This window comes from Microbispora sp. H10836, assembly GCF_012999525.1.
In the GTDB taxonomy this organism is placed as follows: domain Bacteria; phylum Actinomycetota; class Actinomycetes; order Streptosporangiales; family Streptosporangiaceae; genus Microbispora.
Window position 1 is genome coordinate 110,785 of record NZ_JABBWU010000020.1, and the last position, 14,948, is coordinate 125,732.

15 protein-coding genes are annotated in these 14,948 nt (G+C 72.5%); 11 read left to right on the forward strand and 4 right to left on the reverse strand.

Going from position 1 to position 14,948, the window contains the following annotated elements; all coding sequences use genetic code 11:
- Positions 1-33 precede the first annotated feature (33 nt).
- Entirely contained in the window at positions 34-1,440 is a 1,407-nt protein-coding gene (locus HHX30_RS30795) for a bifunctional cytidylyltransferase/SDR family oxidoreductase (RefSeq protein WP_169986220.1), read from the reverse strand.
- A gap of 169 nt (positions 1,441-1,609) precedes the next feature.
- Here HHX30_RS30795 and HHX30_RS30800 point away from each other — a divergent pair, with 169 nt between their 5' ends.
- The 7 genes from HHX30_RS30800 to HHX30_RS30830 all read left to right on the forward strand — a co-directional run bounded on the left by HHX30_RS30800 (position 1,610) and on the right by HHX30_RS30830 (position 8,613).
- Entirely contained in the window at positions 1,610-3,118 is a 1,509-nt protein-coding gene (locus HHX30_RS30800; protein ID WP_311922937.1) for a CDP-alcohol phosphatidyltransferase family protein, read from the forward strand.
- 37 nt (positions 3,119-3,155) lie between these two features.
- A complete protein-coding gene (locus HHX30_RS42900; RefSeq protein ID WP_169986224.1) occupies positions 3,156-3,821 on the forward strand; it encodes a DUF5941 domain-containing protein in 666 nt (221 codons plus the stop codon).
- 93 nt (positions 3,822-3,914) lie between these two features.
- Positions 3,915-4,646, forward strand: coding sequence for a sugar phosphate nucleotidyltransferase (locus HHX30_RS30810; protein WP_169986226.1), 732 nt, complete (start codon positions 3,915-3,917; stop codon positions 4,644-4,646).
- A 44-nt stretch (positions 4,647-4,690) separates the two neighbouring features.
- Complete coding sequence (locus tag HHX30_RS30815; protein ID WP_169986317.1) at positions 4,691-5,731, forward strand: iron-containing alcohol dehydrogenase family protein; 1,041 nt, start codon at positions 4,691-4,693, stop codon at positions 5,729-5,731.
- On the forward strand, positions 5,709-6,467 hold the full coding sequence (locus HHX30_RS30820) for a CDP-alcohol phosphatidyltransferase family protein (RefSeq protein ID WP_169986228.1): 759 nt from the start codon (positions 5,709-5,711) through the stop codon (positions 6,465-6,467). The genes HHX30_RS30815 and HHX30_RS30820 overlap by 23 nt, the downstream gene beginning before the upstream one ends.
- Before the next feature lie 180 nt (positions 6,468-6,647).
- Positions 6,648-7,529, forward strand: a complete 882-nt coding sequence (locus HHX30_RS30825; RefSeq protein WP_169986230.1) for a glycosyltransferase family 2 protein — start codon at positions 6,648-6,650, stop codon at positions 7,527-7,529.
- A 148-nt stretch (positions 7,530-7,677) separates the two neighbouring features.
- Positions 7,678-8,613 carry an ion transporter gene (locus tag HHX30_RS30830; protein ID WP_311922938.1) on the forward strand — a complete coding sequence of 312 codons (936 nt, stop codon included), beginning with the start codon at positions 7,678-7,680 and terminating at the stop codon, positions 8,611-8,613.
- Positions 8,614-8,632: 19 nt separating this feature from the next.
- On the opposite strand, the gene HHX30_RS30835 is transcribed toward HHX30_RS30830, so the two are convergent.
- On the reverse strand, positions 8,633-9,382 hold the full coding sequence (locus HHX30_RS30835; RefSeq protein WP_169986234.1) for an acetoacetate decarboxylase family protein: 750 nt from the start codon (positions 9,380-9,382) through the stop codon (positions 8,633-8,635).
- Between the two features lie 162 nt (positions 9,383-9,544).
- On the opposite strand from HHX30_RS30835, the gene HHX30_RS30840 reads away from it, so the two are divergent.
- Entirely contained in the window at positions 9,545-9,925 is a 381-nt protein-coding gene (locus tag HHX30_RS30840) for a YciI family protein (protein WP_310741947.1), read from the forward strand.
- The gene (locus HHX30_RS30845) at positions 9,909-11,165 is read left to right on the forward strand and encodes an RNA polymerase sigma factor (RefSeq protein WP_169986236.1); all 1,257 of its coding nucleotides are present in this window, start codon (positions 9,909-9,911) and stop codon (positions 11,163-11,165) included. The genes HHX30_RS30840 and HHX30_RS30845 overlap by 17 nt, the downstream gene beginning before the upstream one ends.
- Here the strand turns inward: HHX30_RS30845 and HHX30_RS30850 are convergent.
- Both HHX30_RS30850 and HHX30_RS43495 read right to left on the reverse strand, forming a co-directional pair.
- Positions 11,141-11,788, reverse strand: coding sequence for a response regulator (locus HHX30_RS30850; protein ID WP_169986238.1), 648 nt, complete (start codon positions 11,786-11,788; stop codon positions 11,141-11,143). The two genes, HHX30_RS30845 and HHX30_RS30850, sit on opposite strands and share 25 nt — an antisense overlap.
- Complete coding sequence (locus HHX30_RS43495) at positions 11,776-13,758, reverse strand: histidine kinase (protein ID WP_211592784.1); 1,983 nt, start codon at positions 13,756-13,758, stop codon at positions 11,776-11,778. Before HHX30_RS43495 ends, HHX30_RS30850 begins: the two co-directional genes overlap by 13 nt.
- 143 nt (positions 13,759-13,901) lie before the next feature.
- On the opposite strand from HHX30_RS43495, the gene HHX30_RS30860 reads away from it, so the two are divergent.
- Together HHX30_RS30860 and HHX30_RS30865 are read left to right on the forward strand one after the other, a co-directional pair.
- Positions 13,902-14,252: a hypothetical protein gene (locus HHX30_RS30860; RefSeq protein WP_211592785.1), complete on the forward strand. Its 351-nt coding sequence runs from the start codon at positions 13,902-13,904 to the stop codon at positions 14,250-14,252.
- Positions 14,253-14,281: 29 nt separating this feature from the next.
- A complete protein-coding gene (locus HHX30_RS30865) occupies positions 14,282-14,947 on the forward strand; it encodes a hypothetical protein (RefSeq protein WP_169986240.1) in 666 nt (221 codons plus the stop codon).
- Position 14,948: the final 1 nt, after the last annotated feature.

Genomic DNA, 14,948 nt, shown 5'->3' on the forward strand with positions numbered 1-14,948 from the left:
GGCGAGCGCTCGTCCCTCCGTAGATGGTTGCGGTCATCGGCTGAGCCGTACGTCCACGACCTGTCCCGTGAGGCGGGACAGCAGCACGTCGAGGCTGGTGCGGGCGACGGCGGCGGGGGAGAGAAGCGTTCCGGCGGGTTCGTCGCCGAACGCGCGCAGCCGCATGGGGGTGGCGGTGCGCTCGGGGTTGACGCAGTTGACGCGGACACCCTGGCAGGCCCACTCGTCGGCGAGCGCCTGGGTGAGGTTGACGACGGCGGCCTTCGTGGAGGAGTAGAGGCTGTAGTCGGCCCGGCCCCGGGTGTAGGACGAGGAGGTGTAGAGCAGCAGGTGGCCGCGGGTCTCCATCAGGTATTTCACGGACGCGCGGGCGATGTTGACCGGTCCGAGGTAGTTCACCCCGATGGTCTCCTCGATCGTGTGCTGCCCGGACTCGCCGAGCTTGCCCATGTGCAGCACGCCCGCCGTGTTGACGACGTAGTCGATCCGGCCGGTCTGGGCGTAGACCCGGGCGAGCGCGTCCTCCACGGCGGCGACGTCCTCGACGCGCACGCCGTTCTGGCTGCGGGAGAACGAGTGGACACTCGCGCCGTAGTCCCTGGCCAGCGCGACGATGTCCGCCCCGATGCCGTAGCTGCCGCCGAAGACCACGAGCGTGCGGCCCGCGAGCCCGGCCCGGTAGGCCTCCTCGTCCAGCGCGGGCGCCGTGTTCTCGGCGAGCTGGAAGAGCTTGTCGGCGATGAAGACGTCGACCGGATGGGTGACCTTCATGTTGTGCTCGCTGCCGGGCACGATGTAGATCGGCACGTCGGGCAGGTACCGCAGCACGACGCCGCAGTCGTCCGTCGTGGGCGACGAGGGGAACTCGGGGTCGGCCAGGGCGCGCTCGTACGCCGCCCGGATCACCGACAGCCGGAAGCACTGCGGGGTCTGCCCGCGGCGCAGGCGCGAGCGGTCGGGGATGTCGCGGATGATGTCGCCGCGCGGGCCGGGCGCGGCCACCACGATCGTGTCGGAGGACGGGATCGCCACCTCGACCGCCTCGTAGCGTTCGAGGGCGGCCACGCACTCGCTGATGATGCGCGGCTCGATCAGCGGCCGCACCGCGTCGTGCAGCAGCACGTCGCACTCCTGCTCGCCCAGCGCGCGCAGCGCCCGCCAGGTCGTCTCGGTGCGGCTCGCGCCTCCTTCGAGCACCCTGCCGACCTTGGTGTAGCCGTTCCTCCTGACGAGCTCCTCGGCCTCGGCGACGAAGCCGGGCGCCATCAGGACGACGACCTCGTCGATCTCCGGATGGCCGTCGAACACGTCGAGGGTGTGCTCCAGGATCGTCTTCCCGGCGATCTTCAGAAGCTGTTTCGGGGTGTTGAGGCCCACGCGCTGGCCGACGCCGCCGGCCAGCACCACCCCCACCCTGCGCAGACGCGATTCGGCGATCATGATGTCCTCCCCGGAGGAGACCATACCCGTGCCGGAAGCCGGAGAAGGTGATTGCCACCTAGTGATCACTCGGTTACTTTGCGAGGTGAGCACGTGCGGTCAACGTGAAACGGGTTTCCATATGGGGGCGGATCCGAGCAAGCCCGGTACGTCACGGGACACAGAGACGGTGGCGGTCGTCCTCGCGACCTCGCCGGCCGCCGGGCTGCCCTGGTCCGACGGCGCCCGGTCCGAGGGCAGCCTCCTGGAGCGGCTCACCGCCCAGCTCCTCACGCTCCCGGTCCGCGAGGTGCTGGTCGTGGTGCGGAGCCAGGACGCCCAGGCAGGAGGCTGGGAGAAGGGCGCGGAGAGCGGCCCGCGGCACCAGATCTGCGTCAGCGACGGGCTCGCCGAGGACCTGCGGATCGTGGCCAAGACGGCCCGCGCCTCGACCTCCCCGGTCGCCGTGCTGGCGGCCGACGTGGTCGCGCACACCGAGGCGCTGTCGCTGCTGCTCGGCCATCCCGCGCGCCCGACCGGCGCGATCGTCGCCAGCGGCGACCCGGCCCCGCTGCGTCCGCCCGTACGGACCGAGTGGGGCCGCGTCGTGTCGGCGGGCACGTCCTTCCACGAGGTCGAGTGGGCCAACGGCACCTTCCGCGGCGTCCTGCAGGTGGGGGAGTCCCACCTCGCCGGGCTGGCCGACATCGCCGAGGACCTGGCCGACCTGGCCCAGCGCCGCCATCTCGGGCGGGTCGGCGACGGCGAGGTGGCCGAGCTGCTGCTCACCGGTCTGGTACGGGCCGGCGTCCAGGTGCACGCGGTCGCCCTGGGCACCCTGCACTGCGGGAGAGCCGGCACCCGCCCGGCCGCCGAGCGCGCGGTGCGCGAACTCGCCGACGTCGACGAGGCGCAGGCCAGGCTCGGCGCCGCCGTGAAGAGCGGCGACGGCTTCTTCACCACCCACTGCGTCAGCTCGTGGTCGCGGCACCTCATCCGCCCGGCCGCCCGTCTCGGCCTGACCCCGAACACGGTCACCGGCATCTCGGTCGGGTTCGCCGCCATCGCCGCGATCTGGTTCTCCGACGGCAACCGGACGGGGCTCGTGGTCGGCGCCGTCGCGCTCTACCTGTCGTTCGTGCTCGACTGCCTGGACGGCCAGCTCGCCCGGTACACGCGCCGGTTCTCCCCCCTCGGGGGCTGGCTCGACGCGATCTGCGACCGGCTCAAGGAATACCTGGTGTACGTGGGGCTGGCGGCCGGATACGTCACCCTGCCGGACAAGGCGTGGGAGATCTGGGCCCTGGCCGTGGCCGCGATGGTTCTGCAGACGATCCGCCACATGGTCGACTTCTCCTATGCGGGAGCGGTGGCCGACCGGGCCAGGGCGGCGGGCCGGCGGGCGGCCGCTCCGCGGTCGATGGCCGTGCCGTGGGACGAGGCGCCCGCGGCGGCGGCCGCCAAGGGCACCGGATCGGTGCTGGCGCTGTCGCGGCGGCTCGACGCGCTGAGCGGCGCGAAGCGCGTGGCCTACTGGGCCAAGAAGATGATCGTGCTGCCGATCGGAGAGCGGATGGCGCTGATCTCGGTCACGGCCGCGCTGTTCGACGCGCGGGTGACGTTCCTCGCGCTGCTGGGCTGGGGCACGGTGGCGCTGGCCTACACGGCCGCCGGGCGGATGGCGAGGTCCTTCGCATGAGCGAGCGCAGGCTCCGGGCCGAAGGCGAGGAGGTGGCATGAGCCGTCGCCCGCACGAGACCGACCGGAAGAGCCGCGGCGCGATCGCCGTGCACATGATCCCGGTGCCGCGCAGCGTCGTGGTGGCCTACCGGGACGATGGCCCGCTGTCGAAGGCGATGGGGTTGCTCGTCGCCGGGCAGCTCCCGCCGCTGCCGCCCGCGATCGCGGGGGCCTTCGTGACCGCCGTGCTGCTGGTGCTGGGCATCGCCGGTGCCGACGACTTCGCGGTCTTCGCCCCGGCGGTGGCCCTGCTGCTGGCCGGGGCGGGCAGCGCCCACCGGCACGACGGCCGGCTCGACTGGCTGGCGCCTCCGATCCTGCGGCTGACCGAATACGGCTTCATCGCCTCGGCCGGGTTCGCCCGTTCCGTTCCGCCCGTGCTCGTCGTCGCGCTGCTCGGCGCGATGGCCTTCCACCACTACGACACCGTCTACCGGGTGCGCCAGCACGTGTATCCGCCGCCGTGGCTGGCGACGGCCGGGCTGGGCTGGGACGGCCGGATGCTCGTCGTCGCCCTCGGCGGCCTGCTCGACGTGATGACCGCCGTTTTCGTGCTGCTCGCGCTCTATCTCTGGGGTCTGTTCGGCTGGGAGAGCCTGACATGCTGGCTCGCCGCCCCCCGGACGCCGGACGAGGCCGTGGAACCGGCACCCGCTGATTAACGTCAGACCAACGGTGGATTACCCAAGCGGGGTGCCGAGCCAACTAACCTTTGGGGTTACTGTCTGACGCTCGACCTCAAGGAGTGCGGGAAATTGCTCGGAATGGTGCTGGCCGCCGGAGCCGGACGTCGCCTGCGGCCGTACACCGACACGCTGCCGAAGGCGCTGGTGCCGGTCGACGGTGAGACGACGATCCTCGACATCGCCCTGCGTAACCTGGCGGCCGTGGACCTCCGCGAGGTCGTGGTCATCGTGGGCTACCAGGCCCAGGCCGTCCGGGAACGGCAGGCCGACCTGGAGCGGCGCCACGGGGTGAAGCTGACGCTTGTCCACAACGACAAGGCCGAGGAGTGGAACAACGCCTACTCGCTGTGGTGCGCCCGCGACTACTTCTCGCAGGGCGCGCTGCTGGTGAACGGCGACACCGTCCACCCCGTGTCGGTGGAGCGGACTCTGCTGGCCGCCGAGAACACCTCCGACATCCTGCTCGCCGTCGACGACGTGAAGTCGCTGGCGGACGAGGAGATGAAGGTCACGCTGGAGGACGGCCGGCTGAAGCGGATCACCAAGCTGATGGACCCCGCCGAGGCGTACGGCGAGTACATCGGCGCCACGCTGATCCGGCCGGCCGCGGCCGAGCGGCTGGCCGACGCGCTGAAGGCCACCTTCGAGCGCGACCCGCAGCTCTACTACGAGGACGGCTACCAGGAGATGGTCGAGCGCGGCGAGAAGATCGCCGTCGCGCCGATCGGCAAGGTCGAGTGGGTCGAGGTGGACAACCACGACGACCTCGCGAAGGCCCGTGAGATCGCGTGCCGTTACTGATTTCCGCGGTCTTCTGAGGAGTTCGCATGCCGATTCTGGCAAGAATGCTCCCCGCGCCTCTCACGATGGAGGTGCGGCGGGGCGCGATCGCGCAGCTCGGCACCCTGCTCGCCGACAGCAGGGTGGCCACCTCCGGCCGGGTCGCGGTCGCGGTCGGCGTCGGGCAGGGCGACCGCATCGCGGAGGTCATCGCGCCGTCGCTGGGTGAGGCCAAGGTGCTCCGGGTGGCGGACGGCACCGTGGACGCGGCCGTGTCCCTCGGCGCGGACCTGCGCAAGGGCAACTACGAGGCGGTGGTCGGCGTCGGCGGCGGCAGGACGATCGACGCGACCAAGTACGCCGCGTCGCTCGCCGGCATCCCCATGGTCGCCGTGGCCACCAACCTCTCGCACGACGGCATCTGCTCGCCGGTGGCCTCCCTCGTGTACGAGGGCGGCAAGGGCTCGTTCGGCGTGCCCATGCCGCTCGCGATCATGGTGGACCTCGAGTTCGTCCACGACGCCCCGCCCGCGCTCGTACGGTCCGGGATCGGCGACGTGCTCAGCAACCTGTCGGCCATCGACGACTGGCAGCTCGGCGGCACCGAGCGGGGCGAGCCCATAGACGGGCTGGCCATCTCCATGTCGCGCACGGCCGCCGAGGCCGTGCTCGGCCGGCAGGACACGATCGAGTCGGACGCGTTCCTGACCGTGCTCGCCGAGGCGCTGATCCTGTCGGGGATGTCGATGGTCATCGCGGGGTCAAGCCGTCCGGCGAGTGGTGGCGACCATGAGATCCTTCATGCCGTGGATCAGCTTTTCCCCGGCACTTCCAATCACGGTGAGCTGGCGGGCATCGGCGCGGCGTTCTGCTTCTTCCTCCGCGAGGACGCGCACCGGCTCGACCAGGTGACCGGCTGCCTCAGGCGGCACGGCCTGCCCGTCGTACCCGGCGACGTCGGCCTCACGACCGACCAGTTCGCGGCCGCGGTGATGCTGGCCCCCAGCACCCGGCCCGGCCGCTACACCATCCTTGAGCACCTCCGGCTGTCGGAGCACGAGGTCCGGGGGAGAGTTGAGGACTATGTCCGCGCCGTCGGTCGCTGAGCTCCGCGCGGTCGCCCAGCCGCAGACCACCATGGACCGCCGCAGCGGCGAGCACTGGGCAGGCCTGCTGTACATGCGGCGCCTGTCCATCTACGCCACCTGGCTGCTGGCCAAGACCCCCATCTCGCCGAACCAGGTCACCGGCCTGATGATCGTGTGCGGGGTGGCGGCGGGTGCCGTGCTGGCCCTCCCCGGCTTCTGGGCGGCGCTGGCCGCGGCCCTGCTCATCCAGGTCTACCTGCTGCTCGACTGCTCCGACGGGGAGCTGGCCCGGTGGACCGGCCGCACCTCGATCACCGGGGTCTACCTCGACCGGGTCGGGCACTACTTCGCCGAGGCGGCGCTGCTGATCGGGCTGGGCTTCCGTGCCTCCGAGACGCTGCCCGACTGGTACACGGTCATGGGCGTGGCGGCGGCGCTCGGCGCGATCCTGATCAAGTCGGAGACCGACCTGGTCGACGTCGCCCGCGCCCGGTCGGGCCTGGTGGCGACCAGCGAGGCGGCGGCGCAGCAGTTCACCTCGCCCCGGCTCGCGCTGGCCCGCAGGTTCGCCGCGGCGCTGCGGTTCCACCGGGTGATCCAGGCCGTCGAGCTGTCGCTGATCGTCGTGGTCGCGGCGGTGCTCGACAACTGGTTCTCCGCCACGCGGATCCTCGTGGTGGCCTGCGTCGTCATCGCGGGAGTCCAGCTCCTGCTGCACCTGGTCAGCATCCTCGCGTCCCGGCGGCTCTCATGAGCGTGTCGTTTCCCGCGTGGCATGCCGATCAGCCGTACATTCGCGGTTGGGTAGGGGTTTGTTGGCAGTTCCGATACCCTTGTCCCACGGTAAACCAGGCAGATTCCGGATTGCCCGGCCATACAGACTCGGTGATCATGAAGTCGTGTGTAGTGCGCCCCATGTCGAGGCAGTGACGCGGTGAAAATCTCCTGTGTCATCCTCACCATGGGCAACAGGATCGCCGAGCTCGACCGGGCGGTGGAGTCCGCGCTCACCCAGACCGACGGCGACATCGAGGTGGTCATCGTCGGTAACGGCGCGGACGTGCCGCGGCTGACCGCCCAGCCGCTCGCCGGCTCCGCCGCCACGATCAAGACCGTGCGGCTGGAGCGCAACGCGGGCATCCCCGAGGGCCGCAACCGCGGCGTGCAGGAGTGCTCCGGCGACATCGTCCTGTTCCTCGACGACGACGGCTGGTACGCCAACGCCAAGGTCGCCGCGCACGTCCGGGAGCGGTTCACGCACGAGCCCGACCTCGCGGTGATCAGCTTCCGGGTGATGGACCCCGAGGGCGGTTCGGTGCAGCGGCGGCACGTGCCCCGGCTGCGGGCCGGCGACCCCGAGCGGTCCTCCCCGGTGACGACCTTCCTCGGCGGCGCCTGTGCCATTCGCAAGTCGGCGTTCCTGCAGGTGGGCGGGTTGCCGGAGAAGTTCTTCTACGCCCACGAGGAGACCGACCTCGCCTGGCGGCTGCTGGGCGAGGGTTACCGGATCGAGTACGACGCCGAGACGGTGATGTACCACCCGCTGGTGCTGCCGTCCCGGCACACGGACTTCTACCGGCTGAACGCCCGCAACCGGGTGTGGCTGGCCCGGCGCAACCTGCCGTGGCCGCTCGCGCTGCTCTACCTGCTCAACTGGGTCGTGCTCACGCTCGTACGCGAGCGCTCGATGCCCGCGATCAAGGCGTGGTTCCGCGGCTTCTTCGAAGGGCTGCGCGAGCCGGCCGGCGAGCGCCGTCCCATGGCCTGGCGCACCGCCTGGCGCATGCTCCGCCTCGGCCGCCCGCCCATCGTCTAGGTGCACTGACCACGGACGTCGGTGTCGGCGTCCGGCGGCGCGCCCTGGCCGGGGCCGCGTGAGGTGGCAGGCTGTCGATGCCCTGCGGAAACCATAGTCAGCCCCAAACTGTAAGATTTCGGGCGTTTGCTGCCTGATCTTCAGGGGTGTGGGATTGCCCGTTTTCCATCGCGAACGGCTCCGCGTCTTCGTCGACTCACAGGTCTTCCAACGTGCGGTCATCGCCGTCATCGCGCTGAACGGGATCGCGCTCGGGCTGGAGACGTCACCCGAGCTGGCCGACGGCCACGCCACGACCTTCCTCGTGATCGACCGGGTCATCCTCGCCGTTTTCGTCGTCGAGATCATCCTGCGGATCGTCGTCCACGGCAAGGCGTTCTTCCGTGACCCGTGGAGCTGGTTCGACCTGATCATCGTCGGCATGGCCCTCGTGCCGGCCTCGGAGTCGGTGTCGATCCTGAGGCTCTTCCGGTTCCTGCGCGTCCTGCGGCTGATCTCCGTGGTGCCGGGCATGCGCCGGGTCGTTTCGGCGCTGTTCGCCGCGCTTCCGGGGCTGGCCTCGGCCGTGGTCCTCCTGCTGCTGTCGCTCTACACGGCGTCCGTGATCGGCGAACAGCTCTTCCGCGAGGCGGCCCCGCAGTACTTCGGGGATCTCGGGCGGTCGCTGTTCACCATGTTCACGGTGCTCACGGTCGAGAACTGGCCGCAGGTGGCCGAGGACGTGATGGCGAAGGAGCCGCTGGCGTGGATCTTCTTCGCCACGTTCATCGTGATCACGGCGTTCTTCGTGCTCAACCTGCTCATCGGTGTGATCGTTTCCGCGATGGAGGCCGAGGTCAACGCCCAGCGGTGGAAGGAGGACCAGGAGCTGGAACTGGAGCAGCACATCGTGGTCATGAACGAGATCAGGGCGCTGAGCGAGAAGGTCGACCGGCTGGCGGCCGCCCTGCCGGTGTCCGCGGACGCCCGTCCCGGGCAGGTCGGCGCCTCCTCGGGGAGGGACCGCTGCACCTGCGGCCATGATCGGTTACGCGGCGGCGAGGCACCACAGGCCGAGGCGGACGACCGGCGCCAGGGCGGGTGAGGGCGCCGGGAGCACGGCGTCACGCGCGTCCCGGCTCCTCGAAGGCCATCGACACGCGCTCGGCGGTGGCCGTCATCAGGGCCCGCCGGGGCAGGCCGAGCTCGCTCAGCTCCTTGGCGATCGGGTGGTTGCCGAGGCGGATGAGCGCGCCGCCCGGGCGCCAGCGGACGCCCCGGGCGCGGGCCGTCCAGGGGATGCGGCGGGTGACTCCGTCCAGGTGGGCGTAGGCGTCCGGCACGGGAAGGGTCTCACCGAGCAGTGGCACGGGCGTCGCCGGAACACCGGGCCTGAGCAGCAGGTCGACGACCATCCGCCCGTCCTTGCGCAGCAGGCACCGCTTGTACGGCGAGCCGAGCCGCAGGTCGACGTCGGCGAGTTCCTTGGGGAAGCCCCAGATGGTCCTTCCGGCCTCCAGCGTGAAACCCTGGTCGACCGGGAGCCAGTGGACGAAGGCGCCCGTGCCCGCCCCGCGCAGGTCCTTCAGCCCGGCCAGCGGCCCGCGCCTCGGCGGGGGGCCCGCGTCGGCCGGCCGTACGAGGAAGGTCACCCCGAACTCGTTGTAGGAGCCCAGGTCGGAGTCGTGATAGCGGACGAACACCAGCGAGCACAGGGCCTTGCCCGGCAGGACCTCGGTGACGTCCATCCCGGAGTACGCGAGGACCGCGCGGGCGGCGTCGGCTCGCACCAGGTAGGCGGCGAGGCACACCGAGGCGTCGCGTACCTCCACCGGCGTCTCGACCCCGCGCCCCTGGACGACATGGCTTGCCATGGTTCCAGTACAGCAAGCCCGGCGGCCCGGCGACAGTCGTACGGCGGCAAGGTTGTCCCAGACCTGGTTTCCGGCGGATGTCGAAATGCGGATGTCGAAATCAGGGGCGGCCGTTCGTATAGAGGGTGAACGGGCCCGCGTCCGGCGGGCCCCGCGGAGGAGGTGTACGAGACGGTGAGGCACTACCTGCTCAGCATCCAGCAGCCCGACGGCGGGACGCCCCCGCCGGAGGTCCTGGAGCCGATCATGCGGGACCTCGCGGCCCTCAACGGGGAACTGCGGGCCGCGGGCGCGTGGGTCTTCTCCGGCGGGCTGCACGATCCGGCCACGGCCACCGTCGTGCGGGCGCGCGACGGCGAGGAGCTCGTCACCGACGGGCCGTACACGGAGGGCAAGGAGCACGTCGGCGGGCTGACGATCATCAGGGCGCCCGATCTCGACGCGGCGCTGGAGTGGGGCCGCAAGCTCGCCCGCGCCACCACGCTCCCGGTGGAGGTGCGCCCGTTCGCCGGGGTCGTGGAAGGCGATGACGACCTCGCGTAGTGCGGCGTCCCCGGACGTCGAGCGGGTGTTCCGCGAGGAGTACGGCCGCGCCGTCGCGGTCCTGGTCCGCCACTTCGGCGACATCGACGTCGCCGAGGAGGCCGTCCAGGACGCGTTCGCGGAGGCGGTGCGGCGCTGGCCCCGCGACGGGATGCCGCCCAGTCCGGCCGGCTGGATCATCACCACCGCCCGCAACCGGATGATCGACCGCCACCGGCGGGAGTCCCTGCGTGCGGACCGGCACGCGCGGGCGGTCCAGCTGCACGCCGCCGAGGACGAACCGGACGAGGAGGGGCCGGATGAGGAGGGGCCGGTGCACGACGACCGGCTCCGCCTGATCTTCACCTGCTGCCATCCGGCGCTCGCCCCCGCCGCCCGGGTCGCGCTGACGCTGCGCCTGCTGGGCGGCCTCACCACGGGCGAGATCGCACGGGCGTTCCTGGTCCCGGAGCCGACCATGGCCCAGCGGCTGGTCCGGGCCAAGGCCAAGATCCGCGACGCCGGCATCCCGTACCGCGTCCCACAGGAGGCCGACCTGCCGGAGCGGCTCAGGGCCGTGCTCGCCGTCGTCTACCTGGTCTTCAACGAGGGGTACACGGCGAGCGCGGGCGACCGGCTGGTCCGCGAGGACCTGTGCGCGGAGGCCGTCCGGCTCGGCCGCCTGCTGGCCGCGCTGATGCCCGGCGAGCCGGAGGTCATGGGGCTGCTCGCGCTCATGCTGCTCCTCCACGCGCGGCGTGACGCCCGCACCACCCCGGCCGGCGACCTCGTGCCGCTGCCCGATCAGGACCGCGGCCGGTGGGACCGCGTCCTCGCCGCCGAGGGCCAGGACATCGTGCGGGCGTGCCTGCGGCGCGGCCGGCCGGGGCCGTACCAGATCCAAGCGGCGATCAACGCCGTCCACGCCGACGCGCCGACGGCGGCCGCCACGGACTGGCGGCAGATCCTGAGCCTGTACGACCACCTGCTCGCCCTCGCCCCGAGCCCGGTGGCCGCGCTGAACCGCGCGGTCGTGGTCGCCGAGGTCGACGGGCCCGCCGCGGCGCTCGCCCTCGTGGACGCTCTCGACCTGAACGGCTACCACCTGTTCCACGCCGTCCGGGCCGACCTGCTGCGGCGGCTCGGCCGGGCCGAGGAGGCCGTGCGGGCGTACGAGGCGGCGATCGCCCGCACCCGCAACGCCTCCGAGCGGGCCTTCCTGGACCGCCGCCTGCGTCAGGTCCGGGAGCGGTTGAGGTAGAGCAGGACGGCCAGCACGCGGCGGTGGTCCTCCTCCGAGCCGTGCAGGCCGAGCTTGGCGAGGATCGAGCTGACGTGGGTCTCCACCGTCCGGTCGGTCAGGTAGAGCCGCCGGGCTATGCCGACGTTCGTACGGCCCTCGGCCATCAGCGCGAGCACCTCGCGTTCACGGGCGCTGAGCGACGCGAGGGGGTCGGCGGCCCGGCGTACGCCGATGAGGCGCGAGACGACCTCGGGGTCGAGGGCGGAGCCGCCGGCCGCCACCCGGCGCAGCGTGTCGAGGAAGTCGTCCACGTCGAAGACCCGGTCCTTGAGCAGGTAGCCGAACCCGCCGCGGGACACCAGGTCGACCGAGTGCCGGGTCTCGACGTGCTGGGAGAGCAGGACGATGCCGAGGCCGGGATGGGCGTCGCGGATCCGCCGGGCCGCCCGCGCGCCGTCGTCGGTGTGGTCGGGCGGCATCCGGATGTCGGCGATGACCAGGTCGGGGGCGGCGGCGTCGACGGCGGCGACCAGCCCGGGGGCGTCCTGGGCCTTGGCCACGACCTCGTACCCGGCGTCGGCGAGCAGCCGGGCCAGCCCCTCCCTGAACAGGGCGGAGTCCTCTCCGATCACGACGCGCACGGCAGCACCGCCTCCACCGTCGTCCCGCCGCCCTCCGGGCTGGACAGCCGCAGCGCACCGCCCGCCGCGCGGACGCGGTCGGCGAGTCCCGCCAGCCCCGCGCCGGGCCGCATCTCGGCGCCGCCCCGCCCGTCGTCGCTGATCCGCACGGTGACCCGGTCGCCGGCCCGGCTGACGCGCACGCCGATGGCGGCGGGGCCGGCGTGCTTGACGGCGTTCGTCATCGCCTCGCTCGCCACGTAGTAGGCGGTCGTCGCCACGTCGTCGGGCAGGTCGTCGGCGGACACGTCGAGTGCCACGGGCACCGGCACCTTGCCCGCCAGCGTGACCAGCGCGGTGCCGAGACCGTCGTCGAGGCTGCTCGGCCGCAGGCCGTGGGCGATCTGCCGCAGCTCGGTGACCGCGGCGGCCAGCTCGGCCACCCACTCGTCGAGCAGGGCTCCGGCGTCGGCGGTGCCGTCGCCGAGGTGGCGCTGGGCGAGCCGGATCGCCATGCCGAGGGACACCAGGCGCTGCTGGGCCCCGTCGTGCAGGTCGCGTTCGAGCCGCCGCCGCTCCTCGTAACCGGCGTGCAGCAGCCGGGTCCGGCTGGCCTCGGCCTCCTCGAGCGCCCGGCTCACCTCGATCCGCAGCCGGACCACCTCGATGAGCAGGGCGCTTACGCCGGCCGCCTCGCGCAGCAGCTCACGGCTCCCGGTCCGGCCGCGCACGATCGCGCCGATCTCGTGACCCCCGAGCCGTACGGGTGTCACGGGGGAGTCGCCGGGATCGACGGGGGCGCCGGCCGCGTCGACCAGCCCTGTGGCGCCCGGGATCCGGTAGCCGACGCGCAGCGCCGGGTCGCGCAGCGCCTCGCGCAGCGCCGCCTCCAGCTCCTCCGGCCGGGCCTGCCCGGCGTGCATGCGGTCGCGCAGCCGCGCGACGGCGGTCAGCACGGCCTGCCGGGCCGGGTAGAGCCGCCGGTCCACCCGGCGCTGGAGCCGGACGCGCAGCGGAGACAGCGCGGCGGCGCAGACGGCGGTGGCGGCCGCCGCCGCGACGGGTGAGCCGCGTCCGGCGCCGAAGCCGACGAGGAACGAGGCGGCCATGTAGAAGCCCAGCAGGGCCGCGGTCACCAGGCCGTAGGTGACCGCGGCGCTGATCGCCCGGTCGACGTCGTACAGGTCGTGGCGCAGCACCGCGATCGCGGTCGCCACCGGGATCGCCAGGGCCGTCGCCGCGAGGCCGAACACCACCAGGTCGGGGCCGCCCAGGAACAGATAACCGGCCCAGCACAGCAGCAGCGTGAGCGGCAGGAATCCGGCGCCGAGGGCGAACCACTTGACTTGTGCCCGGCTCACCTCGTCGGCCGCCCGGCGGTAGCGGACGACCATCGCCGCCGCCGACGCGATCAGCAGCCCGAGGAAGACCGGCAGCAGCGCCACTCCCACGATCTCCAGCATCGGCACGTACGCCCGCGGAGGCCGCAGCAGGTGGGGCGTGCTCTCGAACGGCGGCGGATACGTGTCGGGGACGCACGCCGCGATCAGCATGAACAGCACGGGCACGACCAGCAGCCCGGCGACGGCCCAGCGCCAGCGCCGCCCCGGCAGCCTGCCGTCGGGGAAGACGAGCATGAGCAGCGCCGAAGGCACGTACAGGAACATCCAGTCGCCCTGCGACAGCGCCGCGTAGACCTCGGTGAACAGCCCCCGCCGCACGGCCAGGCTCGCGTACGAATCGCCGACCGCGAGGTAGATGGTCGTCGCGCCGGCCAGCACCAGCAGCAGGCCCACCACGCCGCGCGGGCGCCGGGTGGCGACCAGCACGCCGAGCACGACGGAGGGCAGGGCGAGCGCGATGCCGATCACGAGCGCCATGCCGTCCGGCGCCACCGTCCCGTCGCCCGCGACGGCCGGTACCACCGGGGCGACCATCAGCGCGAACACCAGCATCGCGGCGGCGTACGTGAGCAAACGGGGGAGTGCCACGAGCACACCGTAGGCCGCGCAGCGGCCGGGGTGAATACGTGCCAGCACGGAGATCGGACCAGAGCCGGCCCGGATCCGCCGGTGGGGCCGGCGCGCCCACACTGCGAGACATCGGCATCCGGTCCCGCAGCTCAGGAGGCACAGTGAAACGCTCCGTTCCCCTCGTCATCGGCCTGGTCCTGGCCGGCCTGTTCGGTCTCAGCGACGTGATCTCGGTGCCCTTGGGCGACGGTGAGCACCCGCCGTTCGCGGTGGCTCTCGCCGGCGGCGTGCTCGGTCTGATCACCGTGGTCGGCGTCGTGCTCGCCTGGCGCGGCAGCCGCGCCGGGGTGGTGGCCGTGATCGTCACCCGGCTGCTGTCGGCGCTCAGCGCCGTGCCGGCGTTCTTCGCCGAAGGGGTCCCGGCGCCGGCGGTCGCGGTGGCCGCGACCGGGATCGTGCTCACCCTCGTCTGCGTGGCGCTCCTCGCCCCGGCGCTGCGCTCCCGCGCATGACCCCCCACCTGCTCGACCGAGGAGAACCCGTGGAAACGGCTCCGTCGCACACTCGTCATCTGCCGCTCGCCCTGGCGCTGTTCACCGCGCCGTGGGGCTTCGTCGTCGCCAACGGCGCCTACGCCTGGGCCACCCGCGCCGGAGGTGACGACAGCACCGGGGCGAACACACTCGCCCTCGTGGCGGCCCACCCCGGCCTGTATCGCCTCAGCACCGTCGCCGCCATGCTGGGCAGCCTGCTCATGGTCCCGGCCGCCCTCGGCGCGAGGCGCCTCATCGGCGACCGGAGCCGCAGGCTCGGGGCCCTCGGCGCGACCCTCGTGGCGGGCGGGTACATCTGCTACTTCGCGGTCGCCTTCGCGGGGATCACCGGCATCGTCATGGCGGAACGCGGGGGGAGTGTCGCCGATTACGCGGCGGTCATCGACGGCGCCCAGAGCGAGCCGACGGGCATCTGGGTGTTCCTGCTCTTCGCGCTCGGCAACCTCGTCGGCACGCTGCTGCTCGGGCTGGCCCTGCTCCGCGCCCGTGTGGTGCCGCTGTGGGCCGCCGCCGGGGTCATCGCGTGGCCGCCGCTGCACGTGATCGGGCTCGTGGCCGGCACCGAGTGGTTCGAGGTCGCGGGCGCGATCGCCCAGGCCGCCGGCCTTGCCGTCACGGGTGCGCGCCTGCGGTCCGCGTCCGGCCGGCCCTGAG